Consider the following 18,453-nt stretch of genomic DNA (forward strand, 5'->3'; position numbering starts at 1 on the left):
TCGGCGGTTCGTCGCCCCTCGCGTCAGAACTCCAGGCCCAGCTCGCGATAGCGCTCGTCGATCTCCTGATCGAGCGCACGCGCTCTTGCGAGCGCTTCCTCTGCGAGCCCTGCCTCACCCTTGCGCAAAAGAGCGAGCGCGCGGCCGAAATGAGCGAATGCGCTTTTTGGATCGCCTGCGATGGAGCGATCGAAGAAGGCGAGCGCTCCATCGACATCGCCCTCGTGCATTTTCATCGCGCCCAGGCTGTGAAAGGTGGTCGCTCTCTGTGGGTCGAGTTTGAGCGCTTCGGCACAATCGGCGCGAGCCAGGTCGAACTCACGGCGCAGCACATGGAAGTAGCAGCGGTCGTTCCAGATCCCCACGCTGGTGACCCCGCGTTCGATCGCGGCGGTCAGGTGCGCGATGGCCGCCTGATGATTGCCTCTCCGGTAGAGCGCGATGCCGAGGTCGAGCGTGGTCCCGACATGGTCGGGCGCCAGCCGGAAAGCCTGCTCCAGATCGGCCTGCGCTTCGGCAAAGCGCTTCTGCTTGAGGTGAACGAGCCCGCGGTAGCGCCAGGAATCGTAGTCGTCAGGCTGCAACTCGATCGCCCTGCTGAAATCCGCCTCGGCTTCCGCGAACCGGCTGGCCCGCCGGTGCAGCAGCCCACGGTTGAAAATGGCTCCCAACGATTTGGGAGAAAGGGCGACCACCGTCGTATAGTCGGCCACCGCCTCCTCGTCCTGCGACAGGGCCGCCCGCGCTCGCGCCCGCCAGAAGAAGGCGTCGGACTCCTTGTGGGCTTTTGCCAGGACACGCTCCGCATCGGCTATGGTCTGCGGATAGCGCTTCTCGTCATAATGGATGCGGGCCCGCACGAGCAGCGTAGCGGCATTCTGCGGATCGCTCCGCAACAGCTGCTCGACATCGTCGAGCGCCCGCGCCCTACTTGCAGCGACTGCGGCCAGGAGGCGGGCCCGCGCCAGCCGGGCCGCATCGTCATAAGGATCGAGCTCCAGCTGCTCGTCGAGCTTGCCGAGGCGCTCCGCGGCCGACTGACCGGTCTTCGTCGCAGCCTGGTTCTGGGCGGACAGCGCCGCCCGCTTGATGGCCGCGGCCGTCTCGACGAGCCGGAGGCGCCAGATCTCGCGCTCACGCCCGAGCTTGACCAGCATTTCGTTCCGCTGGCGCACGGCGTCCTCGTCGCCCGGCTCGACCTCGAGCGCCTTGCTGTAATGGCCGAGCGCCTTGGCCCAGCGCCCGCGGAGCCTTTCGGTCAGGCCGCGATTGTAGTGACCGTACATCGCGGTCGGGGCCTGCCTGATCACCTCGTCGAAATCCGCCGCCGCATCGTCATAGCGCTTCAAGCCGAGCGCGGTTCGTCCGCGCATATTGATCAGCTCGGTCGTCTTGTGGCCAAGCGCCGCGGCGCGCTCGAACGCGACTCGAGCCTTACGGTAGTCCTCCTTCTCGAAATAGATCAGCCCTCTGACATGGTGAGGCTGCCCGTTCTTCGGATCGAGCGAGATCGCCCGATTGGCATCACGCATCGCGGCCGCATACTCACCTTTTTGCGAGAGATGCCAGGCGCGGTTGCCATAGCCAGCTGCGGCCTCAGGATGGGCCGCTATCAGCGTATCGTAAGCCTTGATCGCAGCATCGTCCCGGTGAAGCATGGAGAGCACGAGGGCCCTGCGAAACAGCAGGCTCCGGTGCCCCGGCGTTTGCTTGAGGCCCAGATCATAGGAGCGCAGGGCTCCAGCATAGTCGCTTCGGCCTTCCTGCACCGAGCCTCGCTGCACCCAATTGATCGCATCCTCCGGCTCGATCGCGACGAGGCGATTGAACGCCAACAGGGCGGAGCGCTGCTCGCCTTTTTCGCTTAGAGCCCGCGCATACCAGTACAACGCCGATGGATCCTTCGGAGCGATCTTCGTCGCTGCGTCGAGATCGACGAGTGCCGCCGCGTGGTCCTGTCTGTCGAAGGCCAGCCGGCCGCGCTGAACCAGCGCATCGACATAGTCCGGCGCGAGTTGAAGTGCCGCATTGAAATCGGCGAGAGCCTGCTCGCGCCGGCCGTCGCGGCGACGAACGAGACCACGATCGAGATAGATGAGCGGGCGCGTCTCGTTTTCGACGAGCATCGCCGTGAACGCCTGCTCGGCCTCGTCATAGCGCCCCAGATCCGAGAGCATCACGCCCCGCCCGCGCAGCGCCGCATCGTTGACCGGCACGATCTTCAGGGCTGCCTCGAAGTCGCGCAGGCTGCCATTCCGGTCTCCGGCACGGCGCTTCTGCCAGCCACGCGCGGTGAGCAGCGACGCCCGATATGCGGGGCGCACTTCCAGACCGAGGGCCTTGTTGCAGGCGTCGATGCGGTTGCCGATAGCCCCGGTTTCGGAGCGACATTCGCCCCAGAACTCCGTTGAGCCGTCAGGTGATTGCCGGAAATCGGCGAAGGCTGATGCCAACAGGCCCTGCGCGCAAACGACCACGACCGACGACCAAAGCAGCCGACGCCTCATCCAGCCCCCCAAAGCCTGCATCGCGCAAAGCTATCATCGTTTCGCGAGCACGGAACATGATTCTCGCGAAATACGATTACCGAGATGCTGTCAGGGCTGGCTGCAGCTGGACCCATGTCTCGACCGCCACCTCGAGCCGAGGCGGCGGTCGATCATGTCCTGCCCAGAAGCTTACTCCGCCGCTTGCGCGTGCACGCGGCTGCCGCGGGCGACCAGCTTGTTGAGCGCCGCCAGATAGGCCTTGCACGACGAGACCAGCGTGTCGGGATCGGCGCCGCGCCCGGTCACGGCCGCGCCGTTCTGGCCGAGCCGCACGGTCACTTCCGCCTGCGCGTCTGTGCCTTCGGTGACGGCATGAACATCGTAGAGCTCCAGCACCGCCTCGTGCGGGACCAGCGCCTTGACCGCGTTGAACACCGCGTCGATCGGGCCGTTGCCCTCGGCCTCCTCGGCGACGACCCGGCCATCGATGTCGAGCTTCAGCATGGCGCGCTGCGGGCCGCGCGTGCCGGCGATCACCGTCAGCGAAACCAGCTTCACCCGGTCATGGGCGGTGGCGAGGTTGTCGTCGACCAGCGCCTCGATATCCTCGTCATAGACATGCTTCTTGCGGTCGGCGAGCGCCTTGAAGCGGGTGAAGGCATCCTCCAGCTGGTTGTCGCCCAGCTCGTAGCCCATCTCCTTCAGCTTCGAGCGGAAGGCGGCGCGGCCGGAATGCTTGCCCATCACCAGCGAGGTCTTGGTCACGCCGACCGAGGCCGGGGTCATGATCTCGTAGGTCTGCTGGTGCTTGAGCATGCCGTCCTGATGGATGCCGCTCTCGTGGGCGAAGGCGTTCCGGCCGACGATCGCCTTGTTGTACTGCACCGGGAAGGAGCAGGCGCTCGAGACCGCCTTCGAGGCGCGCATCAGATAGGTCGCGTCGATGCCGGTGTCGTAGGGCATGACGTCACCGCGCACCCGCAGCGCCATCACGATCTCCTCCAGCGCCGCATTGCCGGCGCGCTCGCCGATGCCGTTGATGGTGCACTCGACCTGGCGCGCCCCACCCTCGATCGCCGCCAGCGAATTGGCGACGGCGAGGCCGAGATCATTGTGGCAATGCGCCGAGAAGATCGCCCTATCGGCATTGGGCACGCGCTCGCGTACCGCCCTGAACATGGCACGGTACTCGTCCGGCGTGGCGTAGCCGACCGTGTCGGGCAGGTTGATCGTGGTAGCCCCTGCCTTGATCGCGGTCTCGACCGCCCGGCAGAGATAGTCGATCGGCGTGCGGGTCGCGTCCATGCCCGACCATTCGACGTCCTCGACCAGATTGCGGGCCTGCGTCACCGTCCGGGTGATGATCTCCAGCACCTCCTCCTCGCTCTTGCGCATCTGGTGCTGCAGATGGATCGGCGAGGTCGAGACGAAGGTGTGGATGCGCGGCCTGGCGGCATGGCGCACCGCCTCGCCGGCGCGGGCGATGTCGGCGGGGATGGCGCGCGCCAGGCCCGCGACGGTCGCGCGCTTGATCTGGCCCGCGATGGCGGAGACCGCTTCGAAATCACCATCCGAGGCGATCGGAAAGCCGGCCTCGATGATGTCGACGCCCATCGCGTCCAGCATGTCGGCGACCTCGAGCTTCTCCTCGAAGGTCATGGTCGCGCCGGGGCATTGCTCGCCATCGCGCAAGGTGGTGTCGAAGATCAGGACGCGGTCCTTGGCGGACACGGTATTGCTGGGATTGCTCATGGTCTTGTCCCTGGTCAGGGCGCGCCACGTCTCGGTTTCGGGCTGGCGCGCGAGGTCTAGAAGCCTGTTCTCGTCATCCCCTGAGCGCCCAGGCACACGTGCCCGGCCGGCCCTCAGGGGCTGGTAAGAAGAAGCAGCTGACCAAGGAGCGAGGGAGCGCACATGCCGGCCATCCGCGCAGTGGCGCGGTTCTGGCTCTCGGCATGGGTGGCGAATGCGGCCACGAACGATCCTCTCGTCGACGGAAGCTGTCTACCGGATCGCAGCCTAGGAAGGCAAGCCTCGGAGGTCTTGAACGTTCGTGCAGGATGATGCCCAGAGAGGGCGGATCACCCCGCGGCGCCGGCCCGCTCCTTCAGCGTCCTGGTCTTGCCGAATGGCGCCGGCCAGACCTGCAGCCGGTAGAAATCGTCGCCCTCCAGCCCGTCATCGCTCAACGTCTCGAGCCCGACATAGGAGACCCGCAACCGATAGCCCCCGGGCGCGAGCGAAAAGCGCGCCCGCTCCTGCGGGGAGCCTTCGGTACAGCCGATCACCATCATCTGGCCGGAGCGCACGCGGAACGAACACTCATTGACCAGCTCCCATTCGCTGAAATCGGCCTCCGGGGCCGCATCATGGACCGAGAGCACGACCGGTACGTTCATGTTCCTGGCGGTGGCGATACCGACCGAGCATTCACCGACGGCGAGCATTCGCTCCACCGTCTCATCGGTCCAGAACGTCCCCCAATCCTCGTCGACCGCCTCGTCCTGGAGATAGAACTGGAAGTAGTCGGCGAAGATTTCGAGCTCGGTGGTGTGCAGCACGGTCATGGCGGCCAGCGTTCCGTCGAATTGTGACGGGAGTAAGTGCGGAGCCTCTTGCGGCCCTGGCATGACGGCAGCGCGCATGGCTTAACCTGACCCGGCGCGATTCGGCCGGCTGTCGCGCACCTCGGAGACCGGCCCACCGGAGTGCCGCGACGATGCAGCACTATGATCGTCCCGCCATCGGGCTCGCCATCGGCCTCTCCGGGTTGGCCGGCTTCGTCGATGCGCTCGGTTTCCTCAGCCTCGGCGGCTTCTTCGTCTCGTTCATGACCGGCAACACCACGCGCCTCGGCATCGAGCTGGCGGAGGGCCGCATCGACGGCATCCTGGTCGCCGGCATGATCATCGTCCTCTTCGTGGTCGGCGTGATCTGCGGCTCGCTCGCCGGCCATCTCGGCGGACGCCGGCGCCAGGCCGCGGTGCTCGCCTTCGTGACCCTGGCGCTGGGCCTGTCGGCCGGGCTCGACACAATCGGTCTCGGCATTGCCGCCGCCGGTGTCCTCGCTCTGGCGATGGGCGCCGAGAACGCCGTCTTCCAGCGCGATGGCGAGGTCACGATCGGCCTGACCTATATGACCGGCACGCTGGTCAAGATGGGGCAGCGCCTCGCCGGCGCCCTGCTCGGCGGGCCGAAGCTCGCCTTCCTGCGCCATCTCACGCTGTGGCTCAGCCTGCTCGTCGGCGCGATCCTCGGCGCCATCGCATATGGCCAGATCGGCTTGAACGCGATCTGGCTGGCGGTCGCGGCGGCAGGCTGCTTCACCGTCGTCGCCCTCTTCATGTCCATTGAGGACTGAGCGACCCTTCTGTCTCAGCGGAGACCTTTGCCTTGCAGATGGAATCACCCATGGTTCGGTTTCGACCAGCCGGAGCCCCGTCCATGCGCGCCGCCCTCCTCGCCGCCGCCCTTGGCCTTTCCCTCGCCGCCTGCCAGACGGCGGCCCCGCCGCGGGCGCCCTCGCCCGAGCAGGCGCCGACCGGAGTCACGCCGAACACCTTCCGCATGCCGACCGGCTCGGGCTGCGCCGGCGAGGTCGACCGCTTTCAGGCGGTGATGGACAACGACCTCTCGACTGGCCACACCACCAAGGGCGTCCACACCCGCGTCAGCGCCGAGATCGACACGGCTCGCAAGAGCTGCGCCGCCGGCAATGATGGCGGAGCCATCTCCCAGATCCGCGCGACACGGACCAAGTTCGGCTATCCGTGAGCCCGGCCTCTCTTTGGTCACGGGGCCGGTGCATCTGATTGCGGCGCTCCCTCGGCACTGACAGGCTTCGCGGGGCGAATGCCGACAGGAACCGAGGGAAGGCCTGACTATGATCACCCGTCGCATCTTCGCTGCAGCGCCCCTTGCTCTGGCTGCGCTGCCGCTGCCCGCGCTCGCCGCGCCGCGTACCCTTTCGGGCACGGTCACCTATCGTGAGCGGATCGCGCTGCCGCCGGGCGCCGTGGTGGAGGTCAGCCTGCTCGACGTCTCGCTCGCCGACGCCCCGTCCCGCACCATCGCCCGCGCGCGCATCGCCGCGCGCCGACAGGTGCCGATCCCCTACCGCCTGCGCTTCAACGACGCGGTGATCCGGCCCGGTCACCGCTATGCGCTGCGTGCCGAGATCAGGGTCCGCGGCCAGCTCTGGTTCACCACGACAGAACATCACGCTGCGCTGGTTCCGGGCGCGAGCGGCGAGATCGTCGTCCAGCGCATCGCACCGCCGGCCGAGGTCGGCGGTCCCACCGGCTCCTGGCTGGTCCAGAACCTGCGCGGCCGGCCGCTGCCGGCGGGCGTCCGCGCCACGCTCAAGATTGAGCCGGACGGGCGCGTCTCCGCCCATAGCGGCTGCAACGGCATGGGCGGACAGGCGACGATCCGAGACCGCACGATCCGCTTCGGACCGCTGGTCGGCACGCTGATGGCCTGCCCCGAGCCGCGCATGCAGGTCGAGCGGCAGTTCCGCGAGGCGTTGGAAGCGACGCGGAGCTGGCGGATGGAGCGCGGCGCGCTCACTTTGCTGAGCGGACGCGGCGCGCGTATGGTCGTGCTGGCGCGGGAGTGAAGGCGGCGACTTAAGCCGCCAGCCCCCGCTTCTCCAACAGCGCATCCGGCGTCGGCAGGCGGCCGCGGAACAGCGTATAGGCCTCGGCCGGATCGCGCGTGTCGCCGGCCGAATAGATGTAGCGCTTGAGCTTGCCGGCGACCTCCGGAGCGAAGACATCACCCGCCTCGATGAAGGCGTTGAAGGCGTCGGCGTCCATCACCTCCGACCAGAGATAGCTGTAATAGCCGGCCGAATAGCCATCGCCCGAGAACACATGCGAAAAATGCGGCGTGCGGTGGCGCATGGTGATCTCGCTGGGCATGCCGATCCGCGCCAGCTCCTTCGCCTCGAAGGCCAGCGGATCGACCTGCGCCGGTGCCTCCAGCGAATGGAAGGCGAGATCGACCAGCGCCGAGGAGGTGTATTCCACCGTAGCAAAACCCTGGTTGAAGGTCTGCGCCCGCTTGATCTTCTCGATCAGCGCATCCGGGATCGGCTCGCCCGTCTCGGCATGCAGGCAGAAGCGCTGCATCACCTCCCTGGTCAGGAACCAGTGCTCGTAGAGCTGCGAGGGCAGTTCGACGAAATCGCGCGAGACCGAGGTGCCGGCGAGCGAGCCGTAATGCACGTCCGAGAGCAGGCCGTGCAGGGCATGGCCGAACTCGTGGAACAGCGTGCGGGCATCGTCGATCGAGAGCAGCGCCGGCTTGCCCTCGGCGGGCTTGGCGAAGTTGCAGACGTTGACGATGATCGGCCGGACCTCGCCGTCGAAATTGCGCTGGCCGCGATAGGCGCTCATCCAGGCGCCCGAGCGCTTCGAGGCACGGGCGAAATAATCGCCGAGAAAGAGGCCGATATGCCGGCCGCTCGCGGTCTCGGTCACCTCGAAGACGCGCACATCGGGATGATAGCCCTTGAGCTCCCGCCGCTCGGCGAAGGATAGCCCGAACAGCTTGTCGGCCGTGTCGAAGGCGGCGGCGATGATCCTGTCGAGCTGGAGATAGGGCTTCAGCACGGCCTCATCGAGCGCATAGGTCTTCTGCCGGACCTTCTCGGCATAGAAGCGCCAGTCGGACGGGCGGATCGGGCCGTTCTCGCCCTCGCTCTGGGCGAGCGCGGCAAGGTCGGCCGCCTCCTGCCCGGCGCGGGCGCGAGCCGGTTTCCAGACCAGTTCGAGCAGGTTGCGCACGTTCTCCGGCGTCTTCGCCATGGAATCGTCGAGCTTGAAATGGGCGAAGGTGGCAAAGCCCAGGAGCTTGGCCTTCTCGGCCCGCAGGCTGACCATCTCGGCGACGATGGCGCGGTTGTCGGTCTCGCCGCCGTTCTCGCCACGCTTGCTCCAGGCGGTGAAGGCCTGCTCGCGCAGCTCACGCTTTGTCGAGAAGGTCAGGAAGGGCTCGATGATCGAGCGCGCCAGCGTCACCGCATGCTTGCCCTCCTGGCCACGATCGGCGGCGGCACGCGCCATCGCCGCAACGACGAAGGGCGGCAAACCGTCGAGATCGCCCTCGTCCTCGATGATCAGCGCATAGCTCGCCTCATCCTTGAGCAGGTTCTGGCCGAAGCTGGTACCGAGGCCCGCCAGCCGCTCGTTGATCGCGGCGAGCCTCGCCTTGGCCTCGCCTTCGAGCCTGGCACCCGAGCGGATGAAGCCGCGATGCGTCCGCTCCAGCAGGCGGAGCTGCTTTTCGCTCAGTCCCAGGCTCTCGCGCTGAGCGAACACGGCATCGACGCGGGCGAAGAGGTCGTGATCCATCATGATCGCCGACCAGTGCCGCGACATCACCGGCGACATCTCGCGCTCGATCGCCTGCAGCGCCTCGTTGGTGTCGGCCCCGGCGAGATTGTAGAAGACGCCGCCGAGCCGGCTCATGCCGCGGGCCGAGCGCTCCAGCGCCTCGATCGTGTTGGCGAAGCTTGGGGCCGCAGCCTCGGCCTTGATCGCCTCGACCTCGGCCCGGTGCTGCTCCAGCGCTGCCGGATAGGCCGCCTTGATGTGCTCGGGCGTGATCTCGGCAAAGGGCGGCAGGCCGAACGGCGTCTCCCAGGCGCGCCCGAACGGGTTGCCTTCAGGCAGGGCAAGGACTTCGGTTGCGGTCATGGGCTGGCCTTTCAGCACTGCGACATCGATCAAAACGGAGTGGTCGTCCCGGGCGGAGCGAAGCGAAGACCCGGGACCCATGCCTGAACCTCTCTCGGAAAGGCTCAGGCATGGATCCCGGATCGGCGCGGCTTCGCCGCTTGTCCGGGACAACCGCGATCCAGGAGAAGGATCACTCGCCCCTGAACATATGTGCGAGATAGGACGTCATGAAGGGCGGCATGTCGTAGGCCGCACAATCGGCGAGATTGCGGACGATCACGATGTCGGACAGTTCCGGTTCGTCCTGCCGCGCGATCCGCTCCAGCATCAATTCGCGTGCCGCCTCAGCGGCCAGGTCGATCCCGACCGGCCGCATGAAGGCGACCCGTCCCGGCACGATCACCGCCGTCCAGCGTTCCTCGACGGCAATCTCGTCGAGTGTCAGCCCGGTCTCCTCGCAGAGCTCGCGGGTGACGCTGCCGGCGAGATCGAGCGTGCCGTCGGGGCGCACATCCTCCTCGTCCGGGGTGCCGGCGGCGAAGTAGACCTTGCCGGGATTGGCGGTGTGATCGCCCATCCGGCCGAGCAGGAAAGCGCCGTCGGCTGAACGCAGCGCCGCCATGGCGAAGCCGTTGCGGATCGCAGGCTTCGGCAGGCCGAAATCGCGCCAGGCCAGAAAGGCGGCGTAGTCGGCACCGAAATAGCCGGCCCGGAACACCCCGCCTTCGATTCCGGCGCGATGTTGCAGCATGATCCGGCCGTTGAACATCGACGGCTTGCCGATGGTGAGCTTGGCCCAATGCGCCGTGATCTCGTCGGCGCGCTCGCGGGCAAAGGCCCAGTCGAAGGCCTCGACCCGCGCCTCGACGCGATCGAGCGCGACGATCTCGCCATCGACGACACCATTCACAGCAGAACGCCCTCGCTCATCACCACCGCAGCGCCGCCGATGGTCGCCGAGGCCAGCGCGCCACCCGTGACGGTCAGTGTCAGTTCGATCTGCGAGGGCCGGCCCATCTCATAACCCTGCTCGATGACGAGGCGGTGCGCGCCATCGCCCGGCCGGTCGAACGCCATGATCGCGCCGGCGAAGGCGGCGACGGCCGAGCCGGTCGCGGGGTCTTCAGTGATGCCGGCTTCGGGCCAGAACAACCGAGCGTGGTAGTGATGCCCTGCTTCTTCCGTCTCGCGACAATAGATGAAAGCATTGCCGTTCTGGGCTGCCGCCATGGCCTGAGCGAAGGTCCCGCCGACTTTGGCCCGTGCGATCGCCTTGCGGCCGGTAACCGGCACCATCGTATAGGCGACACCGGCCGAGAAGGCGCTCGGCCGATGTCCCTCGAAACCGAGATCGGCCATGTCCAGCCCCAGCGCTTCCGCCAGCGCCGCCTCGGCGATCGGCTGCGCGATCTGCTCCGGCAGTTTCGGCAAGGTGAAGGTGGCGCGGGCGCTGCGCGCATTGCCGAGCGCGATCACGCAGGGCACCAGCCCGACCTTCTCCTCCAGCACGAGCCGGTCCGCCGCCCGCCCCTCGGCCGCATCGCGCAGCGCCAGCAGTGCGGCGGTGCCGACCGTCGGGTGGCCGGCGAAGGGCAGTTCCTGGCCCGGCGTGAAGATGCGGACCGCGGCGCGATGGGCCGGGTTGGCTGGCGGCGCGACGAAGACCGTCTCCGACAGGTTGAACTCGCGGGCGATCGTCTGCATCGCCGCGGCGTCGAGCCCTTCGCTGTCGAGCACCACCGCGAGCGGGTTGCCGGCATGCGGGCGCGTGGTGAACACGTCGAGCGTGACGAAACGGCGGCTCATGCGGTCTCCTTCGGAATAGTCAGCTCGATCGTCAGCGGGCAATGGTCGGAGGCCTTGGGCCGGTCCCAGCCGACGCGCGGATAGCGGTCATGCGTCAAGGCGAGCTTGGCCATGGAGCGGTCGGCCTCGCGCGGGTCGAGCGGGACGCGATAGGGGAGACCGCGCCGGATCATCTGCATCGCCGGGTTCGGATTGGCGGCAGCGAGCGCCGGCGAGAGCAGGATATGGTCGAGCGGCATATGGCTGTCGATCAGGCTCTGGCGCTCCTCCGACCAATAGCGCCGGAAATGCGTCCAGCGCTCATGCGGCGGCAACGCCTCCATCGGGTCGACGGCGAAATCCTCCAGCAGCGGCTCAATGCCGCTATCGCCCTCGTCGACCGGCGCCGCCAGCGGCCCAAGCCCAATGCGGTAACCGTTGAGATCGCCGAGGATCGCCCAGTTCGCCTCGCGCCAGCCAGGACCGAACCAGTCCTTGATGATCTTCTTCACCGCCAGCGCCTCGGCCCGGCGGATCGGCAAGGTCGCCTGCCGGCCATCGTCGCGGCCATTATTCATCGACTTGAGATGGCAACCGAACAGGGTGAGCCGCCGGTCGCCGAGATCGAGTTCGACCGCGAGGCAATCGCGGGCGAAGACCTTGTCGCGCGGCTCGATGCCGAAGGCGGCGACCTCGGGTGAGAACGCCTCGGCATCGGCGAAGCTCATGCCCTTGTAGGAGCGCACCGTGACCTGCGGCGGCTTCACCAGATCGCGCCGCGCGGCGAAACCGATATCGATATTGCGCCGGTCATTGCCGTCGAGCAGCGTGAAATGGCCGTAGCGATGGTCGGCGATGCGGTGGACGTAATTGGCGAAGAAGGCCTGCAGGCTGGCAAGCGAGTCGACCTCCTGCAGCATCCAGAGATCGGCATTGGCCTCGGCGATGGCGAGCGCCGTCATCTGGCGCTTGTCGTCCTCGAGCGCGACGGCGAGCGAGCGCTCGACCGCGTCGCGCTCATCGGCGCGCGGGAAATGGAACAGCGACATCGCCGCCGCCGTCTCGGTCCGCCCACCGGGCTCGAAACGATGGCGTGTCAGCAGATTCTCGACGTTGAAAGTGCCGAGGCGAAGCTTCATGCGCGTCAGACCGCTTCCGGCGCGAAGAGCTGCGAGGGCGTCACGAACTCGTCCTGCGCCGCCACGGTCAGGATCTCGCGCGAGCCGGCTTCCTTGGTCCGCTTCAGCAATCCGTAGATCGAGGAGGCCGCCTTGCCGAGCGCGCTCGCAGCCGAGCCGTCGCGCAGATAGTGCACGAAGAACAGCGCCGCGATCGCATCGCCGGCGCCGTTGATGTCGATGTCGATCTTCGGCGTGCGCACGCGGTAAGTGCCCTGCCCGTCCGCCGCCATCAGGTCGATCGAATCGTCGGGCGTCTCGTTGGTGATCAGCGATGTCACGAGCACGACCTTCGGCCCGGCATCGCGCAGCGCCTCGACGGCGCGGTGCGCATCGGCCAGCGTCCTGACCTCGACATCGGTGAGCAATTCGAGCTCGAACTGGTTCGGCGTGACGATGTCGGCGGCCGGCACCGCCTGCTCGCGCATGAATTCCGGGATGCCCGGCCGCACGAAGACGCCCCGGCCGACATCGCCGATCACCGGATCGCAGCAATACATCGCCTTGGGATTGGCCTCGCGCATCCTGGCGACAGCCGAGAGGATGGCGTGGCCGATATCGGCCGAGCCCATATAACCCGAGAGCACGCCGTCGCATTTGGGAAGCACGCCGCGCTCGCCGATGCCCGCCATCAACTCATCGATCGTGGCGCCGTCGAAGACCTGCCCCTTCCAGGCGCCGTAGCCGGTATGGTTCGAGAACTGCACGGTATGGATCGGCCAGACCTCGACGCCGAGGCGCTGCATCGGGAACACGGCCGAAGCATTGCCGACATGGCCATAGGCGACATGGGACTGGATCGAGAGGATGTTCATGGAGGTTAGGCCAGCCTTCGACGACACGACGCGGCGAACCTAGCGGCTACGGCGTCGCAGGCAAATCGAAAGCGGTGATGGTCCCGATCAGCGTGGATGCTAGGGACTTGAAAGCCGCGCCACGCCGGCGGTGTCAGTGAACTGCGTCACGCTCTTCAGCTTGCCATCGGCGATGGTGAACACGTCCATGATCTCGAAGGAGCCGGTACGGCCGGTCGGCTTGCATTCGACGTCGGCACGCCAGTGCAAGGTGGCCGTCTCACCATCGACCGTCATCGCCAGCTCTTCGATGTTGCTGAAGACATAAGTCGCGATCAGTCCGGCCATCTGCTCGCGGACAGCTTCGACACCGTCTGGTTGCACGAAGATTTCGGCAGCCTGCGGCCCGCCGGCCAGCCGATAGCTGCAATCGGAGTGCATGTATCCCATCAGGGCATCGAGATCGCCGCGATGGCGCGCGGCATAGGCATCTCGGATCAGGGCTTCGACGGCAGCGCGATCGGTCATGGCGCCTCTCCTTGCGTCAACCGCCACTCTCGCGCCGCGGCGAGTGCAAGTCCAGCGTGCCGTCAGGCGAACCTGATCAGACCGGCGTGCCCATGATGTAGGGAATGCAGCCGATGACGACGGCGAGCTGAACCGCATTGCATGCCATGCCGCTATAGTGCAGCCGGCGCAGCCGGCGACCGACATCGCTGGGCCAGCTATCGATCTGGGTGTCCAGCCGCGCCAGAAGCCAGCGGCGCACCATCAGCGTGGAAGCCAGGACGCCGACGCCGATGACGAAAGCCCAGCGCTCGGTCAGCGCGAAAACGATCGTTCCTACGACCGCAGCCACGACCAGCACCTGGAAATAGGCGCTGAACATCATGCGCATGAGCCGGGCGACCGGCAGGACGTCGAGCTTCACGAACAGGAAGCCGGGCGCCGCCAGCAGCAGATAGCCCATCGGGAGGATCATGATGACGAAGGCGAACAGGGCAGCGGCATTCGGCGACATGCAGGCACCTTCCAGCCTTCTCCGCCAGAAGGGACCTCCAGCAGACGCGCCGAAATATTCACCCGCCTACAACTGCAAACAATTGAACTTTAGGCGGAGTGAACTCAGCCGACTACCGGTCGAATACGTGAAGACGACGCCCGAAAGCGAGCCATCTCGCTCACTTCACCGGCATGCACCAGAATCCAGGCCACCAACCTGAGCAAACGATGAGCCTAAGGTCTAGCTGTAGAAGGTTGAATTCTTCATCCAAACTGAAAAAACGAGGCATTTCCTCGCTGAAGCAGAGCGATGCTCGGCACGACAGCGAAAAAGACAAATATCGGAACAGGGAGGGGGAGACGATGAGCAGGTTCTCTTGGTTCTTGCGACTGCGGAACAAGACCAAATCCTTGGTCGATACGAAGCCCTCTGCCCGGCAGCCTGAGCATAGCGATCGGCGCCAACTGCTCCAGGCGCTCTCCGCTCTGGCCGGCGGCGGCGCCCTGGCCGCGGTCTCTCAACCGGCCGAAGCGAAGGATTCCAGCGAGCTGCCGCCACCAAAGCGGGCACTCACCGGCCGTGACGCAGCCGGCAAGTCGGTGTTCAAGTCGTTCGACGTCACGTCCAAGGTGGTGGAGATCGACTCCAATCCGGGGCTGACCTTCTACGAACTCTACATGACCGAGGGCGTGCCGCAGCTGACTGGCCTGGAACCCGATCCGATGCTGAAAGGCACGGTCGCCTTCCCAGGGCCCGGCGGCACGATGTTCCGCCTGATCTCCTATCCGCCGCGGCGGCCCGAGGGCTGGAAGCCGCCAGCCGGCGTGACCTTCAAGAGCGCGCTGCAGGAAATGTCGGAGAAGGTCCCGCGCATGGGCGACCACTTCGATCTCAGCGCCCCGGGCATGCACACCTCCGACACCATCGACTACGGCGTCGTGGTTCGCGGCGAGATGACGCTTGAGCTGGACGACGGACAAATCGTCCATCTGCGCCAGGGCGACTGCATCGTGCAGAACGGCACCCGGCACCGCTGGCGCAACCCGCTGCCTGAACCCTGCCTGATGGCCTTCATCTCGGTCGGCGGGAAGCGGGGCTGAGATCCTTCCCTTCTCCCCTCGGGGGAGAAGGTGTCTGCGAAGCAGACGGATGAGGGCAGTGCGACCGGGTGAGACGAGAAAGGGCCGCTCGCGCGGCCCTTCCCTCATCCGTCAGCGCTTCGCGCTGCCACCTTCTCCCCCAAGGGGGGCTCCCTCGCGATTACGACCCCGCAGCCGCCTTCTTGGCGAAACTGTCGATGAAGGTCTTGGTCAGGTCGACATTCGAGTTTGTCAGCTCCGGGTCGAGCAGCTTGAGCGAGTCGTACATGCTCTTCATCGCGTCGGCGGTCGGGATGCCGGTGCGCGAATAGCTCTCCTGCGAGTTCTTCACGGCGGTCAGGTAGAGCGGCTTGTCGCCGAGATGGTATTCGGCCGGCACGAGATCGGCGACATCCTCGGGCTTGGCCGTCTCCAGCCATTTCAGCGACTTCATCAGCGCGTTGACGAGCTTCTGCGTCGTCACCGGGTTCTTCTCGGCGAAATCGTTCTTGAGATAGAGCACCGCCGCCGGGTTCGAGCCACCGAACAGCGCCTTGGTGCCGGCTTCGGTCCGGGTGTCGATCAGCGAAACGACATCGCCGTCCGATTCCAGCTTCGAGGTGACGGGATCGAGATGCGAGATCACGTCGACCTGCTTCTGCTTGATCGCGGCGACCGCGCTGGCGCCGGCGCCGACGCCGATGATCGGAGCATCCGTCGCCTTGAGACCGGCCTTGACCATGGCGTATTGCGCGGTCAGCGCAGTCGAGGAACCGGGCGCGGTGACGCCGATCTTCAGGCCCTTGAAGTCGGCGGCGGACTTCACCTTGTCGGCGAGGTCCTTGCGCACGGCGATGGTGATCGCCGGGAAGCGCCCGAGCTCGATCACGGCGCGGATGTCCTGGCCCTTGGCCTGCATGCGGATGGTGTGCTCATAGGCACCCGTGACGACATCGACCGAGCCGCCGACGAGCGCCTGCAGCGACTTGGCGCCGCCGCCGAAATCGTTGATCTCAACGTCGAGCCCCTGATCCTTGAAGAAGCCCTTCTTCTCCGCGACGGTCAGCGGAAGATAGTACAGCAGCTGCTTGCCGCCGACGCCGAGCGTCAGCTTGGGCTTCTCGGCATTCTGGGCGAAGGCCGCCGAAGCGCCGAGCGCGGTGGTGAGGGCGAGCGCAGCGAGCGCCGCGCGGCGAGTGAAAATCATGGAATTTCCTCCGGTTGAGCGATGACGCGCTTCGAAAAAGGCGCGATTTCGCGACGAAGATAGGCGCATTGCGGCGAACGGGGCAAGCGTGGGCATGTCGCGGCGCAGACCATCAAGCCGACGCCGATCGCCGCGGAAGCGACGGGAAAGATTCAAGGCTTGTTAAGGCCCAGCTTTCACATTGGCCGGATGCGGTGACGCCCGACGACGCATCGACGACGGCTTTCGACCAGAACGGACGAAACAGGAGACGGTCATGGTGGACGCAGTAGCGGCCCGGACTGCGCCTTCCCCTTATGAACTCCCGCAGAGCGCGCCATCAGCAGGCGTGCCTGCTCCGGATAGGGCGAACTCTTCGCCTGTCGCCATCCCGTCGGCAACGCCTGATCAAGACGAAGCCGTCATCCTCGACCTGTCGGACCAGGCTCGCACCGCCATGGCTCAGGGCAGCGCCACAGCGCAGACACCAGGAGCCCGTGTCGACGACCCCGCCGAGCCGAGCTGGGTCGAAAAGCGCTTCAAGCTGATGACCGAGTACACGGCGCTGCAGCAGGAACTCGTCTGGCTCAGCGACCGCACAACGGCCCATGCGCTCGACGAGATGTTCCAAGGCAGCGCCGCACCGCAGGACGAGAGCAGCGTGGCGGACAAACAGGCGCAGTTCGACCGCGACATGCAGCGGCGCGAGGAGCTGATGCCGCGCTATGCCGAGCTGATACGGATGCTCGGAGCCTCGCCGGGCCAAAAGAGTGCAGACGAATCGAGCTAGCGGAAGACGCGGCTCGCATAGAGCGCGATGGCGAAGCAGGCGAGCGCGACGCCGAGCAGGATCCAGTTCGTTTCCGTCGGGTTTTCAAGTGCCGCGTTCGACGGGTCCTGCGGGTCGTAATGCACCTCGACCGGCGTGCCGGCCGGATAGCGATCGACGATCCCTTGCGCGAGGCTCTCCGAGCCCGAGACCTCCAGGCCGAGCTTCACCTGCCGGCTGTGCAGGCGATTGCCACCGACCGAATAGGCGAACTCGACGACGGGAAGATAGGCCCTGCGCGTCTTGCCGTTCTCTGTCGAGCTGCGCTGCTCGACCACGCTGGAGACGATCTCGCCCTGCGTGACCGGCCAGGCGTTGGCGCGCGCCAGATAGCGCCGGTGCCCGACGAAGAACAGCAGTGCCATCAGGCCGAACAGCGCGGCGAACAGCATCACCGGGACATCCGCATCCGGCATCCGCGCCTTGAGAGTCTCGGCGCCCTGCGTCAGCGCCCAGTAGAACCCGCCGCCGAGCAAAGCCAGGACGAGCAGCAGGAAGCCGCAACCCTTGACCGCTCCCTTCGGCGCCTCGCGCTCCAGCACACACTCGCCGGGATCGGCCGGATCGTAGAAGACGGTCACCATCTTGCCGACCGGATAGCGTGCCAGCGCTTCCTGCGCATATTTACCGCTGATGTCGCCGAGACTGACGCGCGTGCCGCGATAATCTTGCCCGCCGACCCTGAAGCTGTAGGCGACGTCCGGGACGTTCACGACCGTGCCGATCTCGTTGCCTGCGGGTGGACGCCGCACCGCCATCCGCGACAGGGTGATGCGCCCCTGCGCCTGCGCCCAGCCCTTGGCCCGCCGCACCTTCAACATCGCGTTGATGATCATCGCGGCGACCATCACCACCATCGGCAGCGCGATCAGCGCGATGTTGCCCATGGTCGTTCCGGCGAAAGGCAGGCGCTCGCCCCAGCTCTCCGGCAGCACCTCCGCGATCACGAAGATCAGCGCCAGCGAGGCGACCACCGCCACCACCGCCCAGACCGGCGGCTCGCCTCTGGCCTCAGCCGCCTTGGCGGGCGAGGCCTTGCGCTGCCAGCCCAGCTTGCCGCGCCAGCTTAGATCGCCGCCGAGATAGGCGAGGAGAATCCGCTTCAGCGTCGCCGCATCGACCGTCTCGGCGGCGTCGAACCGCGCCTTGCCGGAATGGTAGGCCAGCCGGAACCGGCCCTTCCCTTCCAGCTCCGCTTCGACATAACCGTCATCGTCGGAGAGGTTGATGAACCAGTCTGGGTCGTCGCCGCGCTGGTCGATGGCATGGACGATGTCCTCCCGCGTCGGATCAGCCGTGATGCGATCGCAGACATCGAGCTCCATGACCGCCCCCCGACGATGGAAAGGCGAGGATGGCGCTCGTTCGTGCCCGGAATCAAGTGACGCCTATTTCATCTCCAGGAGGGTCCCTTCCCGCCTTTCCTG

The 18,453-nt window shown here is 66.4% G+C and carries 17 protein-coding genes; 5 read left to right on the forward strand and 12 right to left on the reverse strand.

Going from position 1 to position 18,453, the window contains the following annotated elements; genetic code table 11:
• Positions 1-23: 23 nt before the first annotated feature.
• The 3 genes from AC07O0_RS09865 to AC07O0_RS09875 form a co-directional block, all read right to left on the reverse strand.
• Positions 24-2,453 (reverse strand): tetratricopeptide repeat protein, encoded by a 2,430-nt coding sequence (locus AC07O0_RS09865; RefSeq protein ID WP_494622435.1) that lies wholly within the window; start codon positions 2,451-2,453, stop codon positions 24-26.
• Between the two features lie 225 nt (positions 2,454-2,678).
• A complete protein-coding gene (locus tag AC07O0_RS09870) occupies positions 2,679-4,241 on the reverse strand; it encodes a 2-isopropylmalate synthase (protein ID WP_494622437.1) in 1,563 nt (520 codons plus the stop codon).
• 329 nt (positions 4,242-4,570) lie between these two features.
• The gene (locus AC07O0_RS09875; RefSeq protein ID WP_494622439.1) at positions 4,571-5,056 is read right to left on the reverse strand and encodes a hypothetical protein; all 486 of its coding nucleotides are present in this window, start codon (positions 5,054-5,056) and stop codon (positions 4,571-4,573) included.
• 152 nt (positions 5,057-5,208) lie between these two features.
• Between AC07O0_RS09875 and AC07O0_RS09880 the strand changes: the two genes are divergently transcribed.
• The 3 genes from AC07O0_RS09880 (at position 5,209) to AC07O0_RS09890 (ending at position 7,107) form a co-directional block, all read left to right on the forward strand.
• Entirely contained in the window at positions 5,209-5,850 is a 642-nt protein-coding gene (locus AC07O0_RS09880) for a YoaK family protein (protein ID WP_494622441.1), read from the forward strand.
• Between the two features lie 83 nt (positions 5,851-5,933).
• Positions 5,934-6,263: a hypothetical protein gene (locus AC07O0_RS09885; RefSeq protein ID WP_494622443.1), complete on the forward strand. Its 330-nt coding sequence runs from the start codon at positions 5,934-5,936 to the stop codon at positions 6,261-6,263.
• A gap of 109 nt (positions 6,264-6,372) precedes the next feature.
• Positions 6,373-7,107, forward strand: coding sequence for a YbaY family lipoprotein (locus AC07O0_RS09890; RefSeq protein WP_494622445.1), 735 nt, complete (start codon positions 6,373-6,375; stop codon positions 7,105-7,107).
• A 10-nt stretch (positions 7,108-7,117) separates the two neighbouring features.
• On the opposite strand, the gene AC07O0_RS09895 is transcribed toward AC07O0_RS09890, so the two are convergent.
• The 7 genes from AC07O0_RS09895 to AC07O0_RS09925 form a co-directional block, all read right to left on the reverse strand.
• Positions 7,118-9,190, reverse strand: a complete 2,073-nt coding sequence (locus AC07O0_RS09895; protein WP_494622447.1) for a M3 family metallopeptidase — start codon at positions 9,188-9,190, stop codon at positions 7,118-7,120.
• Between the two features lie 172 nt (positions 9,191-9,362).
• Positions 9,363-10,082 carry an NUDIX hydrolase gene (locus AC07O0_RS09900; RefSeq protein ID WP_494622449.1) on the reverse strand — a complete coding sequence of 240 codons (720 nt, stop codon included), beginning with the start codon at positions 10,080-10,082 and terminating at the stop codon, positions 9,363-9,365.
• Positions 10,079-10,978, reverse strand: coding sequence for a PhzF family phenazine biosynthesis protein (locus AC07O0_RS09905; protein WP_494622451.1), 900 nt, complete (start codon positions 10,976-10,978; stop codon positions 10,079-10,081). Before AC07O0_RS09905 ends, AC07O0_RS09900 begins: the two co-directional genes overlap by 4 nt.
• The gene (locus tag AC07O0_RS09910; protein WP_494622453.1) at positions 10,975-12,096 is read right to left on the reverse strand and encodes an endonuclease/exonuclease/phosphatase family protein; all 1,122 of its coding nucleotides are present in this window, start codon (positions 12,094-12,096) and stop codon (positions 10,975-10,977) included. Before AC07O0_RS09910 ends, AC07O0_RS09905 begins: the two co-directional genes overlap by 4 nt.
• Before the next feature lie 5 nt (positions 12,097-12,101).
• Entirely contained in the window at positions 12,102-12,950 is an 849-nt protein-coding gene (gene pdxY, locus AC07O0_RS09915) for a pyridoxal kinase PdxY (RefSeq protein WP_494622455.1), read from the reverse strand.
• 99 nt (positions 12,951-13,049) lie between these two features.
• The gene (locus tag AC07O0_RS09920) at positions 13,050-13,457 is read right to left on the reverse strand and encodes a nuclear transport factor 2 family protein (protein ID WP_494622457.1); all 408 of its coding nucleotides are present in this window, start codon (positions 13,455-13,457) and stop codon (positions 13,050-13,052) included.
• 76 nt (positions 13,458-13,533) lie between these two features.
• A complete protein-coding gene (locus tag AC07O0_RS09925; RefSeq protein WP_494622459.1) occupies positions 13,534-13,950 on the reverse strand; it encodes a hypothetical protein in 417 nt (138 codons plus the stop codon).
• 236 nt (positions 13,951-14,186) lie between these two features.
• On the opposite strand from AC07O0_RS09925, the gene AC07O0_RS09930 reads away from it, so the two are divergent.
• Positions 14,187-15,032, forward strand: a complete 846-nt coding sequence (locus tag AC07O0_RS09930; protein WP_494622461.1) for a cupin domain-containing protein — start codon at positions 14,187-14,189, stop codon at positions 15,030-15,032.
• Positions 15,033-15,192: 160 nt separating this feature from the next.
• On the opposite strand, the gene AC07O0_RS09935 is transcribed toward AC07O0_RS09930, so the two are convergent.
• Complete coding sequence (locus AC07O0_RS09935) at positions 15,193-16,218, reverse strand: ABC transporter substrate-binding protein (RefSeq protein ID WP_494622463.1); 1,026 nt, start codon at positions 16,216-16,218, stop codon at positions 15,193-15,195.
• Between the two features lie 436 nt (positions 16,219-16,654).
• On the opposite strand from AC07O0_RS09935, the gene AC07O0_RS09940 reads away from it, so the two are divergent.
• Complete coding sequence (locus AC07O0_RS09940) at positions 16,655-16,987, forward strand: hypothetical protein (protein ID WP_494622465.1); 333 nt, start codon at positions 16,655-16,657, stop codon at positions 16,985-16,987.
• Here the strand turns inward: AC07O0_RS09940 and AC07O0_RS09945 are convergent.
• A complete protein-coding gene (locus AC07O0_RS09945; protein WP_494622467.1) occupies positions 16,984-18,351 on the reverse strand; it encodes a DUF3592 domain-containing protein in 1,368 nt (455 codons plus the stop codon). The genes AC07O0_RS09940 and AC07O0_RS09945 overlap by 4 nt on opposite strands.
• Positions 18,352-18,453: the final 102 nt, after the last annotated feature.

This window comes from Allobosea sp. GW821-FHT10B12, assembly GCF_059415545.1.